This is a genomic window from Colwellia marinimaniae (assembly GCF_002207865.1).
Taxonomy (GTDB): domain Bacteria; phylum Pseudomonadota; class Gammaproteobacteria; order Enterobacterales; family Alteromonadaceae; genus Colwellia; species Colwellia marinimaniae.
This window is the reverse complement of record NZ_BDQM01000050.1, coordinates 1-15,244: the sequence shown is the minus strand read 5'-3', so window position 1 is coordinate 15,244 and position 15,244 is coordinate 1. Positions and strand designations below refer to the sequence as shown.

14 protein-coding genes are annotated in these 15,244 nt (G+C 40.3%); 9 read left to right on the top strand and 5 right to left on the bottom strand.

All coding sequences use genetic code 11. From position 1 onward, the window contains the following. Positions 1 to 195: hypothetical protein (locus MTCD1_RS21860; protein ID WP_235013374.1), on the top strand; the 195-nt coding region annotated here is incomplete at its 5' end. Here the strand turns inward: MTCD1_RS21860 and MTCD1_RS17285 are convergent. Beyond that, positions 188 to 2,434, bottom strand: a complete 2,247-nt coding sequence (locus MTCD1_RS17285) for a tRNA(Met) cytidine acetyltransferase TmcA (protein WP_057179919.1) — start codon at positions 2,432 to 2,434, stop codon at positions 188 to 190. The genes MTCD1_RS21860 and MTCD1_RS17285 overlap by 8 nt on opposite strands. A 243-nt stretch (positions 2,435 to 2,677) precedes the next feature. Here MTCD1_RS17285 and napE point away from each other — a divergent pair, with 243 nt between their 5' ends. The 8 genes from napE to pdxH all read left to right on the top strand — a co-directional run bounded on the left by napE (position 2,678) and on the right by pdxH (position 8,945). Beyond that, positions 2,678 to 2,842 (top strand): periplasmic nitrate reductase, NapE protein, encoded by a 165-nt coding sequence (napE, locus tag MTCD1_RS17280; protein WP_057179918.1) that lies wholly within the window; start codon positions 2,678 to 2,680, stop codon positions 2,840 to 2,842. 28 nt (positions 2,843 to 2,870) lie between these two features. Further along, positions 2,871 to 3,398: a ferredoxin-type protein NapF gene (gene napF / locus MTCD1_RS17275; protein ID WP_057179917.1), complete on the top strand. Its 528-nt coding sequence runs from the start codon at positions 2,871 to 2,873 to the stop codon at positions 3,396 to 3,398. 29 nt (positions 3,399 to 3,427) lie between these two features. Next, positions 3,428 to 3,721: a chaperone NapD gene (locus tag MTCD1_RS17270; protein ID WP_057179916.1), complete on the top strand. Its 294-nt coding sequence runs from the start codon at positions 3,428 to 3,430 to the stop codon at positions 3,719 to 3,721. Positions 3,722 to 3,831: 110 nt separating this feature from the next. Continuing rightward, positions 3,832 to 6,330 (top strand): nitrate reductase catalytic subunit NapA, encoded by a 2,499-nt coding sequence (gene napA, locus MTCD1_RS17265; RefSeq protein WP_057179915.1) that lies wholly within the window; start codon positions 3,832 to 3,834, stop codon positions 6,328 to 6,330. A 9-nt stretch (positions 6,331 to 6,339) separates the two neighbouring features. Beyond that, a complete protein-coding gene (locus tag MTCD1_RS17260) occupies positions 6,340 to 6,864 on the top strand; it encodes a nitrate reductase cytochrome c-type subunit (protein WP_057179914.1) in 525 nt (174 codons plus the stop codon). Between the two features lie 248 nt (positions 6,865 to 7,112). After that, positions 7,113 to 7,700 (top strand): cytochrome c3 family protein, encoded by a 588-nt coding sequence (locus tag MTCD1_RS17255; protein WP_057179913.1) that lies wholly within the window; start codon positions 7,113 to 7,115, stop codon positions 7,698 to 7,700. A 272-nt stretch (positions 7,701 to 7,972) separates the two neighbouring features. Continuing rightward, positions 7,973 to 8,185: a PA3496 family putative envelope integrity protein gene (locus MTCD1_RS17250; protein ID WP_057179912.1), complete on the top strand. Its 213-nt coding sequence runs from the start codon at positions 7,973 to 7,975 to the stop codon at positions 8,183 to 8,185. Positions 8,186 to 8,291: 106 nt separating this feature from the next. Next, positions 8,292 to 8,945, top strand: coding sequence for a pyridoxamine 5'-phosphate oxidase (gene pdxH / locus MTCD1_RS17245; protein ID WP_057179911.1), 654 nt, complete (start codon positions 8,292 to 8,294; stop codon positions 8,943 to 8,945). Between the two features lie 88 nt (positions 8,946 to 9,033). Here the strand turns inward: pdxH and MTCD1_RS17240 are convergent, their stop codons facing one another. The 4 genes from MTCD1_RS17240 to MTCD1_RS17225 form a co-directional block, all read right to left on the bottom strand. After that, on the bottom strand, positions 9,034 to 9,858 hold the full coding sequence (locus MTCD1_RS17240) for a M48 family metallopeptidase (protein WP_057179910.1): 825 nt from the start codon (positions 9,856 to 9,858) through the stop codon (positions 9,034 to 9,036). Between the two features lie 398 nt (positions 9,859 to 10,256). Continuing rightward, entirely contained in the window at positions 10,257 to 11,387 is a 1,131-nt protein-coding gene (locus MTCD1_RS17235) for a sodium ion-translocating decarboxylase subunit beta (RefSeq protein ID WP_057179909.1), read from the bottom strand. Positions 11,388 to 11,395: 8 nt separating this feature from the next. Next, positions 11,396 to 13,174 carry a sodium-extruding oxaloacetate decarboxylase subunit alpha gene (oadA, locus tag MTCD1_RS17230; protein WP_057179908.1) on the bottom strand — a complete coding sequence of 593 codons (1,779 nt, stop codon included), beginning with the start codon at positions 13,172 to 13,174 and terminating at the stop codon, positions 11,396 to 11,398. Positions 13,175 to 13,235: 61 nt separating this feature from the next. Continuing rightward, the gene (locus MTCD1_RS17225) at positions 13,236 to 13,505 is read right to left on the bottom strand and encodes an OadG family protein (protein WP_231732966.1); all 270 of its coding nucleotides are present in this window, start codon (positions 13,503 to 13,505) and stop codon (positions 13,236 to 13,238) included. Positions 13,506 to 15,244 lie beyond the last annotated feature (1,739 nt).

The following is a 15,244-nucleotide window of genomic DNA, read 5'->3' as shown; positions in this document are numbered from 1 at the left end:
GGGATGCCTGAACAAATAATGCTCATCGTTGACTCTATTTTTAAGGGAATAACCCTTAATAAAAAGAGGCGCCTTGACCCTGAATCGCTCAGGTATCCTGAAACACGCATGTTGAGGTATCATGGGTATAAGCATGCAACGTTATTGGCACTGGCAGGCAGTAAAAGAAAAAGAAAAAACACATTAATTAGCTAGCTTTTGTACCACCATTAACAGTATCTAGTCGCAAAGAGATATAATTTTTAAGGTGTTGGTTTAGAGCTTTTTTTCCTGTTAAGCCATAAAAATGACATACAGTATCAATATCATGTTTTTGTATCAACCTAGCAATAAGCACTAAGGAATGCTGAATAACGTCCGTAGAGTTATGTTTATCATGCGTTAGCAGATCATGTTTGCACCATAGATACAAACTATAGGCGCAACTACTATATAAACGCTGCCCTTGAGCATAGGCATGCACACTTTCGATATCGGCTATGGTCAACTCAGTGAGGAATTCCTTAGCATTTTTTGTCAACAGTAAATACACCAGTGTACTGGTCAGCGTTTTATATTCGTCTAAAAGTAAATAATCAAAGCTACGGTAAAAGTCCTGCTTTAATTGCTGTTGCTTTTGTCTAGCTCTAAAATTTTTGCCATTAATCACTAAAGCAGAATGCTCACCACTGGCTTTATCTTTAGTAAAGCCAATACGCACCATAGTAAAACCGGCTTTAAACCAAAACGATAACAGCTGTTCATTAACACCAAAACTGGAGCCAACAAAATCAGCGCCTTGATGTGTCGCTAGCTGCTGTACTTTTTCTAGAAAATAAGCGCCAATACCTCGCTGTTGTATTTGTGGGTGCACAGCGATGCGCATAATGCGTAAATAACGATAATCAAAGGCTTGTTCAAAACCACAATGGCTGAATAGTGACTGTGGCAAGAAGTGATTACGTAAACGACGTTGGGAGTTTTTAATTGCCTTAACATCCGTGTCATCAACACCATAACCTGTGCCTTCATTCATTAATAAAGCAACAGCGAGCACATCAACTTGCTTATTGTTTTTTGAAAAAAGACAGGCCAGTTGTACCTGCGGGTTGTCTAACAGTAATTTCAAGTCGCTCGGTTTCGTTTGATAATGTGCCGTAACCAAAACAGCAAAAACTTGCTGTAACAAAGCCTCATCGGTAATCAGCTGCTCAGCGCTGATAACTTTAAACACGGTGGCGGCAAGAAAATCCGTATTTTCAGTGGCGTTATTATCACTATTTATTGGCACCTGTGCAGCTAAGATTGGTAACTCGGCATTTAATAAACAGCTATCAAAGACCAACTGCTCCAGTGGATCGTTTACCCGCCAACGAATCGGCTGATTGATATGTAAACTCAACCATTGCGGGCATAATCTAGTAAGGCTCTGCTGAAACTTTAAGGTAAAACCGCGCCCTGCGCCTTCATAACCATGGACAGTGCTAGAGAAAACCATTCGGTGATAACTGTTAAGTAATTGTTCAAGTAAATACACCGGAATAGCGGCCGCTTCATCAACCAAGAGTAGGTTAACCTTTACCGGCTGCTTTAACAGTTGCTCAACGGCGATAAAGTCAAGGCGGGCTTTACCCAAGGTAAAAGTATTGCCGCGCTGCTCAGCATTGGGCAAGCTATCACTTAACTGCCGAAAGAAAACCGCTAAAGCTTGAATATCCGGAGCCGTAATAATAATACTAAAGACATGGTGTTCATGCGTTTGCAACAGTTGTACACACGCAAGAGCTAAGGCAGATGATTTCCCTCTACCGCGATCAGCGGTTAACACCAGCGGTCTTTTCCTATGACCGGTAACTACCTTAACAATGGCTTGCACCGCATGATACTGCTCACTAGTAATACAGCCTAAAGGATATTTTCCCTGCATAGGCTCATATTCAGGCTTATGCAGATGAATAGTCATGCTTGGTGGTGGCAGCTTAGCTGACGCTTCGGTGATTATGGTATGACTAGGCATGGCTTCAATTAATGAAAGAAAACGTTTAAAAAACAAACTTTGCTGACATTTTTCCGCTAATGATGGCAACACAAGAAAAAATATCCCGCCGGCTCTTAGGGTGCCTGATAATGCTGCAAAGGCATCAATAGTGAATTGGCTGTCGATAAAAACAATGACATCACTTTCACTGCCAAGCTTATCCCGGTAGCGCTTTTGCTTAACATTAGCAGTAAGTACCCTGCTGTCACCATATATTAGACAGGTTGAATGAGGCGCAGATGATGGCAATTCACGCTTAGCATTGCCAGACACAACCGCTGATACCGTATCCAAAGATAATAATAATGACAGTGCCCAAGACTCACTTCCCGATAAAACGACTAAGCGGCGTTCATTATTTAACGCGGCTTGCTTAGCATAATCTTTAATCCAAGGGCTGAAATGTTGGGCTGGCATTATGTCGTAACGTCCTAAAAGTTAGCATCTGAGTGAAGAACACTAAGTTTATCAAGTATGTTAAAGCAAAAGAATAAAAATCAATCTCACATTTTAAAATAAACAACGCCTTTACTGAATACCCGCCTAAATGAACCATGATTATTTTGTAAAGTTTGATCTAGGTCAATATGCATGACGTAGCAAGGGATTAAAATTAACCCTAAATATAGCTTACCTTAATCATAAACTTTCGAGAGCATTATGAAGCAAGCAACGTCTCCTGAACAACAAAGAAAGCATGAGCGAAATACCTTTATCTTTTTAGCGGTATTTTTAGCACCCATTTTATCGGTAATTATCGTTGCTGGCTTTGGTTTTGCCGTATGGTTCAGCCAACTAGCCTTCTTAGGCCCACCAGGCTCTTAAGTGCTTGCTTAATAAGAAGAGCAATACTATGGAAAAGTTGGCCGACCCATCAAGAAGACGTTTTTTTCGCGGCCGGGTAAAAACCAAACAAGAAATACGCTTACCTTGGGTAATTAATGAGGCGGTGTTTACCTCTGGCTGCACACAATGCCAAAAGTGCATTACTCGTTGTGAAACTAATATCATTGTTAAAGATGAAGATGGTTATCCAAAAATCGATTTCAGCTTAGGTGAATGCAGCTTTTGCAATAAATGTATTGAGGCCTGCGAACAACCACTTTTCTCTGGCGCTTTCACAGAAGAGAACAGGGTAAACAAGAGTGAAAAAGCTTGGCCGGTAACCTTGGAAATTAGTGACAAATGTTTAGCCAAGAATAACATCTACTGCCAAAGTTGCCGTGATGAATGTGAAAGCAGCGTAATTAAATTTAACTACCTTAATTCAAGCATTCCACAGCCCAGCTTAGATAATATTGATTGTAATCAATGTGGTGCCTGCATCAAAAGTTGCCCACAAGATGCCATCGCTTTTACTTTCAATGCAACAGAAAATTAACTTAACCTCATTTAAATGAAAGAATAAATATGACACAAAGTTCAAACAGTCAAACATCTGAATATCACGTAGCTAGCTTAATCGCTTCTTGCATACTGGCCCAAGTTGACGAGGTTAAAGCCGCTATTTTAGCCGTTGATGACACTGAAATTCATGTAACCAGTGCCGAAGGAAAAATAGTTTTCACCATAGAAGGCACTAGCCATAAAGATATTGGCAAAAAAATGGACATCTTAAGAGTTCATACCGGCATCCTAAATTTATCACCAGTTTATCATCAAGTCCTAGATGAAAGTGTTGATGACGATGCCACTAAGCAATAGCGATAAAAGTAATAATAACTACAACACTTATTAAAAAGCTCAGTAAAAGAAAATGAGTAAATTAAACCCTATTTTAACATCGAATCACAAAAACAAAGGAAGGTGAACCAATGAGCATTAATCGCCGAGAATTTATAAAAGCAAATGCGGTAGCCGCAGCAGCAGCTGTTGCTGGCGTATCTGTTCCCGCCATAGCCTCTAATTTAATCACCAGCTCAGACATTACTAAACTCAAGTGGGACAAAGCCCCTTGTCGTTTTTGTGGTACCGGCTGTAGCGTAAATGTTGGTGTAATGGATGGTAAAGTTGTTGCTACCCATGGTGATATTAAATCCCCGGTAAACAAGGGTCTTAACTGTGTTAAAGGTTACTTCCTCTCTAAAATCATGTATGGCAAAGATAGATTAACTACACCGTTACTACGCATGACCAATGGTAAATACGATAAAGAAGGTGAATTTACCCCTATCTCTTGGGATCAAGCGTTCGATATTATGGCTGAAAAAGCTAAAGCCGCTTTAAAAAAAGACGGGCCAGAAGCCGTCGGTATGTTTGGTTCAGGTCAATGGACAGTACAAGAAGGTTATGCTGCGGTTAAATTATATAAAGCAGGTTTCCGCTCTAACAACATAGATCCTAATGCCCGTCACTGTATGGCATCAGCGGTTGGTGGTTTTATGCGTACTTTTGGTATCGATGAGCCTATGGGCTGTTACGATGATTTAGAAGCTGCTGATGCCTTTGTCTTATGGGGTTCTAACATGGCCGAAATGCATCCGATTTTATGGACACGTTTAACCGATCGTCGTTTAAGTGCCCCCCATGTAAAAGTCGCGGTATTATCCACTTTCGAGCATAGAAGCTTTGATTTAGCCGATAATGGCATGATTTTCACGCCGCAAACCGATTTAGCCATCTTAAACTATATTGCCCATTACATTATTAGTACCGGCCGGGTAAACAAAGATTTTGTTAACAAACATACTAATTTCAGATTAGGTGAAACCGACATTGGTTATGGTTTACGCCCTGAGCATCCGCTAGAGCAAAAAGCGAAGAATAATGGTAAGAGCAAAGGTAGCTCTACGCCAATAGATTTTGACGAATATGCACATTTTGTCAGTACTTATACGGTTGAATACACCGCAAAACTTTCTGGTGTGCCTGAGCATAAGTTAGAGGCATTGGCTGAGTTATACGCCGATCCAAAAATTAAAGTCACCTCATTCTGGACTATGGGTTTTAACCAGCATACGCGTGGTGTGTGGGCCAATAATCTGGTTTATAATATCCATTTATTAACCGGTAAAATTTCAACACCAGGTAACAGCCCGTTTTCACTAACCGGCCAACCATCCGCTTGTGGTACCGCCCGTGAAGTAGGTACTTTTTCGCATCGGTTACCCGCTGATATGGTTGTTACCAACCCTAAACATAGAGCCATTGCTGAGAAAATTTGGGATTTACCAGAAGGTACTATTCCGGCAAAACCAGGTTATCACGCAGTTTTACAAAACCGTATGCTTAAGGATGGCAAGTTAAACTTCTACTGGGTGCAATGCAATAACAACATGCAAGCCGCCGCTAATATTAACGAAGAAGCCTACCCAGGTTATCGTAATCCTAAAAACTTTATTGTGGTATCAGATCCTTACCCAACGGTTACCGCACAAGCCGCTGACTTAATTTTACCAACCGCCATGTGGGTAGAAAAAGAAGGCGTTTACGGTAACGCTGAGCGCCGTACTCAATCTTGGTATCAAATGGTTACAGCACCGACAGGCGCTAAATCAGATATGTGGCAATTAGTTGAGTTCTCTAAACGTTTTAACATTGAAGATGTGTGGCCGGAAGAATTAATTGCTAAAAAACCTGACGTACGTGGAAAAACCTTATTTGATGTACTTTATAAAGATTGTGATGTCGGTAAATACTCCCTTGATGAAATTCCAGACGATCGCTTAAATGATGAGTCTCGTCATTTTGGCTTCTATATCCAAAAAGGTTTATTTGAAGAGTATGCCAGCTTTGGTCGTGGTCATGCTCATGATTTAGCCCCGTATGATAGATACCATAAAGAGCGTGGTTTACGCTGGCCGGTAGTTAACGGTAAAGAAACTAAATGGCGCTTTAAAGAAGGCTCGGACCCTTATGTTAAGCCCGGCAGTGGTTGGGACTTTTACGGTCACAAAGACGGTCGTGCCATTATTTTTGCCTTACCTTACGAACCCCCAGCAGAATCACCCGATGATGAATACGACTTATGGCTATCAACCGGTCGGGTATTAGAGCACTGGCATTCAGGTTCAATGACCCAACGGGTGCCCGAGTTATACAAAGCCATGCCTGATGCCTTGGTATATATGCACCCTGATGATGCCAAGTCTCGCGGTATGCGCCGTGGCGATTTAGTTAAGCTTATTTCTCGTCGTGGTGAAGTACAAACACGCGTTGAAACGAGAGGCCGAAACAAACCGCCGGTAGGCTTAGTTTATATGCCTTGGTTTGATGCCAGTCGCTTAGTAAACAAAGTGACTTTAGATGCCACCGATCCATTATCTAAACAAACAGATTATAAAAAATGTGCTATCAAAATGGTTAAAGTTTAGGAGAGTGATATGAAAGATTTAAAACTAGTATCAATTGCCGGCTTAATGGCCTTGCTGTCAACATTATTTTTAGCACCGATATTAACGTCGTTTACCGTACATGCTGCCGAAAAAGTAGAAAAAGCAGAAAAGAATACGCTAGCAACATTAAGAAATCACACAGAAATAATGACGCAGAAAAAACCAAATCGTATGCCAAAAGTGATAAACAATGATATTAAACAAGTACGTAATTATCCTATGCAGCCACCCGTGATCCCGCACACTATTCGTAGTTATGAGGTAAACAAAAATAACAATAAATGTATGTCGTGTCATTCACGTCATCGCACCGAAGAGTCGCAAGCACCTATGGTCAGTGTAACTCACTACATGAACCGTGATGGCAACTTCTTAGCCGAAATATCGCCACGTCGTTATTTCTGTAACCAGTGTCATGTCGCACAACTTGATGCCAAACCATTAGTGGAAAATACTTTTATTGATATGCACAGCTTAATGAAACAAAAAACAGCTAACACTACAGAGCACTAGTAGTAGCCATGAAAAATTTATTAAAAAACATGAACTTGGCAGAACTACAAACATCCTCTACTAAGACTAAAGAGTACTAGGAGTAGCCATGAAAAAATCATTAAAAAATATGAGCTTGGCAGAACTACAAACATCCTCTACTAAGACTAAAGAGCACTAGGAGTAGCCATGAAAAAATCATTAAAAAATATGAGCTTGGCAGAACTACAAACATCATCTACTAAGACTAAAGAGCGCTGGGAGTAGCCATGAAAAATTTATTAATCATTGGCTGGCGCACACTCACTAAACCGAGTGGATATTACAGCTTAGGTGCTTTGGTTATCGGGGGTTTTATTGCCGGCATTATCTTCTGGGGTGGCTTTAATACCGCACTTGAGATAACCAATACCGAAGAATTTTGTATTTCTTGTCATGAAATGGAAAATAATGTCTATGAAGAACTAAAAACTACCATACATTTTTCTAACCGCTCGGGTGTGCGCGCTACTTGTCCTGATTGTCATGTCCCGCATAACTGGACCAGTAAGATAGCACGTAAAATGCAGGCTTCAAAAGAGGTTTGGGGCATGATTTTTGGCACCATCAATACGCGTGAAAAGTTTTTAGTGCATCGTCGCCGTTTAGCCGAAAATGAATGGCGAAGACTTAAAGCTAACGACTCCTTAGAGTGTCGTAACTGCCATAACTTCGACTATATGGACTTTACTCAGCAAAGTGAACGTGCTGCTTATCAACACTCTACCGCGTTAGCTAGCGGCGAGAAAACCTGTATCGATTGTCATAAAGGTATTGCTCATCAGTTACCTGATATGAAAGGCGTTGAAGGCTGGTAAGGAGAATATAGCTTAATAACGATAATAAAAAACCAGTGCCTGTCACTGGTTTTTTATTATCGTTATTAAGTAGCTCGGCTAGATAACCTGAACACCTCATAATGAAATTTCATCGATAAAGAGCTTACCTAAGCTGAACTCTAGATAAGCGCTAATGAGTCGTGGTACTTTTTATACTATTTTTAAGCTAACATTGAAAATAACAATTATCTTACCTATGTTAAGCAAGGTGCTTTGAAAAAACCAGCCCATTAACAACCAAGGTAGAGCCGATGATAAGCGATCTTGACCATAATTTTATCGATGAAACAAGTGAAAGCAGTTTAAATGAAAGTAACGTAAACTATAGCTTAAAGGGTATTTCTTTGGCGGAAAAACTGGCCCAAGAGCAGGCGCAAAAAAACCTCTTAGCACGCAAGCGTATTGATGAATTAAAAGAAAAAAAACGCCTTAAATATTTACTCGATGATAGCAATGATTGGTAAGCGTTAACTAATTATCATTCATCCTTATATAAGCTCGGTATAACCTTGCAATAACATCATTTAAGCATAAAATAACCGCACACCTTCATACTCACTTTTAAATATTATGACGTTATTTGAAAAGCTGCGCTGCCTACTTACTTTTGGTCAAGGTGTCGCCCTACCTCTCCCTGAACTTTCTGCGAACACAACACCTGAACAATTATTTGAACAATGGTTTACTGATGCGCATAAAGCTGGGATTTTATTACCTGAAGCTATGTCCGTAAGCAGTTGTAGTACCGATGGCCAGCCGAGCTCCCGCATGGTGCTACTAAAAAGTTATGATGAACAAGGTTTTGTTTTCTTTACCAACTACGCCAGTCGAAAAAGCCAGGAACTCGCTGAAAACAACAAAGTGGCTTTATTGTTCCATTGGAATGTTTTACAACGACAAATTCGCATTGAAGGTACAGTAGAGAAAGTATCGGAACAAGAATCTGCGGATTACTTTCATAGTCGAGACAGAGGTAGTCAAGTAGGTGCTTGGGCGTCAAAACAAAGTCAAAAGCTAAAATATGATGATGAACTTAAAGATAAAATGAAACACTTTCAAGAGAAGTTTGCCCAGGGTGACGTACCTCACCCCGAGTTTTGGGGAGGCTGGCGCGTTAAACCCCATGCCATTGAATTCTGGCAAGGGCGAGCGAATCGTTTACATGAACGTCTTTGCTTCGAAAAACAGGGTAAGCAATGGCATAATCATAAGTTAAACCCTTAATAAATGACCTTACCCTGCGGCAATCAATAAGTAAAATTAGCATTTGCCAATGAAGTAAGCCTTACTAGCAAATGCTGAAGTTACTGGCTTATGACTTGGCTAGCGGAATGACCTTAGGTTTTTGACAATTTGGCCTATTGCTTGCCTGATAAAGCTTCATTGAATTCGGTAAATGCTGGCTTAGTTTCTTAATGCGTGTTTGATTGGATGGATGAGTCGACATAAATTCTGCTGGCGAGCCTTGGCCAGAGCCTGCACTTAGTTTAGCCATATTTTGCCAGAGCTTAATACTAGCACTGGGTTCAAAGCCCGAACGAGCCATAAGTTCTTGACCAACAATATCGGCTTCACTTTCATGAGCACGACTATATGGCATAATAACACCGTACTGTAGGCCAAGTCCTAACCCTGCCATCCATAGGCCTTTATTTTCTATATCAGACATGCCTACCGCTGCTGTGGCCGCAGCCATACCCATATTTTTTAGCTTATTGGCTGACAAACGCTCATTGGAATGATGTTCAATCACATGACCAACCTCATGACCGATAATAGCCGCTAACTGATCTTGGTTTTCAGTAACCGTTAAAATACCGGTATAAATCCCTATTTTACCACCGGGTAAAGCAAAGGCATTGACTTGTGCAGAGTCAAAAACAACCACTTCCCAATCACCTTTATGCACGGATTGCGGCACATTTTTAGTGATCGCTTTAGCAACACATTGCACAAAATCATTGGTAGCTTTATCCGTACTAATCGGCGTTTTATTTTTTATATCTTCGAAGGAAGCGGCGCCCATTTTATCGAGTTCGCTATCTGAAAATAACATCACTTGGGTGCGACCTGTGCTTGAACTAGAACAAGCGGTAAGCGCAATTACTACGCTAAGCATAATGAGAGGAAGTTTCATGACTAACTTATATAATCCTTAAATGGTAAGTAATGCATATTTTATTACTATACCCGTTACCATTCAAGAGGCATGTTTCAGAGTGGTTGAGCAATTTCAATTCAAGGCGCTGTGATGAAATAATGGTTGTTCCATTATGAGTTACAGCAACGATGAAGTGATGTTGCTCAAACGCTTCTTCGATGGGTTTAAAATGACTTTATACCGCGTTAAATAATTAAACCATAGAATGACTATGCTTCAATTATTTCCCTTGCCTAAAGCCCTTTTAATTCCCACTGAAATCGAGCACTTTGAATGGTAACGGGTATATGACCAACAATATACTAGTCAATAGCACCATAAAAAAAACCGAGCTAGGCTCGGTTTTCAATTAATGTCACCGGTTATTTTTACGGCTAGCCAACTAGAGCCAACAACACCCCGGCAGCAACGGCCGAGCCAAGTACACCAGCCACATTAGGCCCCATAGCATGCATCAGCAAGAAGTTATGCGGATTAGCCTCTAAGCCAATTTTATTAGCAACACGTGCCGCCATAGGAACAGCGGAAACACCGGCAGCGCCTATCAATGGGTTTATCGGGACTTTAGAGAACTTATTCATAATCTTAGCCATTATGACACCAGAAGCGGTACCAATTGAAAAAGCCACCGCGCCTAACACTAGAATACCTATGGTTTCAACATTTAAGAAAGCTTCAGCACTTAATTTTGAACCAACACCTAAACCTAGAAAGATAGTAGTAATATTAATAAGTTCATTTTGCGCAGTACTACTCAACCTATCAACAACCCCTACTTCACGCATTAAGTTACCTAAACAAAACATGCCCACTAATGGTGTTGCCGCAGGCAAGAAGAAAATGGTCATCATTAACACACCAAGAGGAAAAATAATTTTCTCTATTTTAGTTACTGGTCGTAGCTGTGCCATTTCTATTTTACGTTCGTCTTCAGTGGTTAGTGCTCGCATGATTGGCGGCTGAATAATAGGAACTAAGGCCATATATGAATAGGCGGCTACAGCAATGGCACCAAGTAAATCAGGTGCTAGTTTTGAAGCAAGAAAGATAGCCGTTGGACCATCAGCGCCACCAATAATGGCAATAGCAGAAGCATCTTTTAAGGTAAATTCAATACCGGGAACGTAATTCAAGGCAATTGCGCCAAACAAGGTAGCAAAAATACCAAACTGGGCGGCAGCTCCAAGTAATAAAGTTTTAGGGTTAGCGATTAAGGCGCCAAAGTCGGTCATAGCACCAACACCCATAAAGATAATTAAAGGAAATATGCCCGTATCAATACCGGCGTAATATATATAGTGTAATAAACCACCGACCTCTGAAAAGCCGGCAACAGGGATATTGGTTAAGATAGCACCAAAACCCATAGGCAATAATAATAACGGCTCAAAATTTCTAGCGATCGCTAAATAAAGCAGGCCGCAGCCCACTAACATCATCACCACCTGACCTGGCTCAAAGTTAGCTAAGCCAGTTGATAGCCATAATTTAGTTAATGAATCCATGAGACCTCCTAAGAAAAGCTAAGTAAGGCATCACCAACAGCAACTGAGTCACCTTCTTTGGTAAATACCGATACAATTTCACCGGCACTTACCGCGCGAATTTCAGTTTCCATTTTCATGGCTTCCATAATGATAACGACATCATTCGCTTCTACATAGTCGCCTACATTGACTAAGACCTTAAAGATGTTACCTGCTAAAGGAGCATTCAGCGTTTCTTCCGCGGAAATAGACGTAGATTGCTTCATAGCATCGTCACCCGCTGGATGAGTTATAGCGTCAATAGAGCCACCAGGCGCAACTACTACATCATAAACCTTGCCATCAACGCTCACGGCATAGTTTTCTGTTGCCGTGGCCGAGTTTTTTTCACTAACCACTTTGCCAGCTGTATTGTCTTTAGTAGGAATAGGTTCAAATGCCGCAGGATTGTTGCGATTCTCTAAGAATTTCAAGCCGATTTGCGGGAATAATGCATAAGTTAAGACATCATCAATAATTTCATCCGCTAACTTTATGCCTTTTTCTTTGGCGATAATTTGTAGCTCTACTGATAATTTGTCAACCTCTGGGTCAAGTAAATCAGCAGGACGACAAGTGATCACAGCTTTACCATCCAAAACTCTTGTTTGTAGTTCTAAGTTGACTGGTGCGGGTGTTGCACCATATTCACCTTTTAACACCCCAGCAGTTTCTTTGGTTATCGATTTGTAACGTTCACCGGTTAAAATATTAAGTACCGCTTGGGTACCAACAATTTGTGAGGTAGGGGTAACTAAAGGAATATAACCTAAGTCTTTACGTACTTTCGGTATTTCAATTAATACTTCATCAAATTTATCAGCTGCGCCCTGCTCTTTTAACTGGCTTTCCATGTTGGTTAACATGCCACCGGGCACTTGCGCCGTTAGGATACGGGCATCTACACCTTTTAAACTGCCTTCAAATTCAGCATATTTTTCTCTTACATCACGAAAATATGCGGCAACTTCCGCCATCTTTTCAATATTGAGTCCGGTAGCTCGAGGACCACCTTCAACAATAGCCGCAATGGTTTCCGTGGCAGAATGGCCGTAAGTCATACTCATTGAAGAAATTGAAGTGTCTATAACATCAATATCACAATCAATCGCTTTCATTTGCGTGGCAACACTTAAACCCGTCGTCGCATGACAGTGTAGAGCGATAGGTAATGAAACAGTTTCTTTCAAGCGGCTAATCAGCTCTTCGGCATCGTATGGTTTTAACAAGCCAGACATGTCTTTAATACACAAAGAATGTGCACCCATATCTTCGATTTGTTTGGCCATTGTTAGCCAACCGTCAAGCGTATGCACTGGGCTTTCGGTATAACTGAGTGTACCTTGAGCATGTGCACCTACTTTAACCGCGGCTTTGATTGAGGTTTGTAAGTTACGCACATCATTCATGGCGTCGAAGATACGAAAAACATCAATACCATTGATGTGAGCACGTTCAACAAATTTTTCCACTACATCATCAGCATAATGACGATAGCCTAAAATATTTTGACCGCGAAATAACATTTGCTGTTTGGTTTTAGGCATCGCTTTTTTAAGGGCACGAATGCGCTCCCAAGGATCTTCACCTAAATATCGAATACACGAATCAAATGTTGCTCCGCCCCATGACTCTATTGACCAATAACCAACGTCATCAAGTGTCGAGGCTATAGGTAGCATGTCGGCCAAACGGAGTCTAGTTGCTAAAATTGACTGGTGTCCATCTCTTAAGACAACTTCAGTTATACCTAGTGGCTTGCTCATTTTTATGCCCTTATATTTTTTTAAAAATGTTTCTGAGGAAGAGTATGATCAAAGATTAAGGTTACTTATCTTGGCCATGCTTTGCGCGATAACGTTTAACCGCCCCGCTTATTGCAGCAACAACAGCAGGTGAAACCTCACCATGAGTTTTGCCGTTACTCTTTCTCTTTTTATTAGCCCGAGAAGGCGGTGTTACGATAGGATCTGGAAACTTTATTGCCAGTTTTGCCAGCACTGTATTAATAAAAACAATTAACATACCTAAAAATACAAATACAAATACCATTCCGGCTAACATTAATGTGCCAGCTTCTAAAAATTGCTGCTGCATATTGTCCATCTTTATTCTCGCTTAAGCTGACTGTAACTTGTTGTAATTAGAATAATCACTCCAATAGCTAAAAAGCAAATAATTTTGTTATGTTTCAGAAAAATAATTTAAGATCAACCCCCAAAACAACGAATATTCATCATAACAGTAGAAATATAGCTGCCATTTTGCATACTTTAAATATTGTATACAGTATCAAAACCATGAATATAGGCATTCAGCAAAAGATAATTCACTATAATATACAATATACACAAGGACTTGTATCATTCACATTACGGAATAGATATACAAAACTATTGGTAGGTGAGAAAAAATCAACAGTTCGAAGTAGTATAAAATAGACAGTAAACGCTCACTTTCCATACTGATATACCTTTACTTTAATGAGATCACTGTAGCAAGGTTAGCTACCTGATGAAGAGGAACTTTTACGGAGCTGACACTAAAAAGAGTAAAATCTAAACTCTGCCTAAGCCGCACTTGCTCAAAATTCCCTTTATCCGATTATCCGCGTTAAAACGCCGATAACTAAGTCGATATTGATAAACATTTAGCCTTAATAATCGAATAAATTGCACCCTGGATTGACTATATAATGACGTTAGTTTGGTATTAATATTGTGATGAAATATAACTTTTTTATTTTACTTAAATATCAACTAGGCATTAGCAATGATTTCAGCTTGGTTAATAAAAGCGTAAGTTAGCAATAAGAACTTATTGCTAACGATTACGGACTATAAAGGGGCAGATGTGGCAGCAGTCGAACCTGAAGCACTTTACGCTAGAGATATAGTGCGTGGTTCAGTTTTGTAGCCAACGTTCTATTTTATATAATGCTATCCAGCTAAGTTCAGCCGAATTTAGCTAGATAGCGTCTACTCAAAACAATCTTTCTATATATAGGTAGCGCTTTCAATGTGACGGACGTGGCTACAGTCGAACCTGGAGCACTTTACCAAGAGAGATAGATAGATAGAGATGGTCCAAATTAATTTACGCCGACTGGACAAGGTAGTAGAGCTCTGATGGAGTCGAACCAGCGACTACTTTCCGCAATTTCCCGCAATAAAGAAAGGGATTCAGTTTCGTAGCCAACTTTCTATTCAACGTAAGTCTATCCAGCCGAGCTACGCATCAGTAGTATGAAGCCTTATTGACTAAACTTGAGTGTATTAAAAGGATATCAGTATATTCCAGACATAAAAAAACCTAGCAAAACTCGGTTATTTTATATCTACTAAGTAGAAAAGTAGTGGGCGCGGCAGGAGTCGAACCTGCGACCGGAAGGGATTCAGTTTCGTAGCCAACTTTCTATTCAACGTAAGTCTATCCAGCCGAGCTAGGCATCAGTAGTATGAAGCCTTATTTGCTAAACTTGAGTGTATTAAAAGGATATCAGTATATTCCAGACATAAAAAAACCTAGCAAAACTCGGTTGTTTTATATCTACTAAGTAGAAAAGTGGTGAGCTCTGACAGGAGTCGAACCTGCGACTATTTTCCGCAATAAAGAAAGGGATTCAGTTTCGTAGCCAACTTTCTATATAGGTAAGTATATCCAGCTGAGCTACGCGCCTACAGTATGAAATGGATGTTCAGATTATTTTAGACATAAAAAAACCTAGCAAAACTCGGTTGTTTTATATCTACTAAGTATAAAAGTGGTGAGCTCTGACAGGAGTCGAACCTGCGACTATTTTCCGCAATAAAGAAAGGGATTCAGTTTCGTAGCCA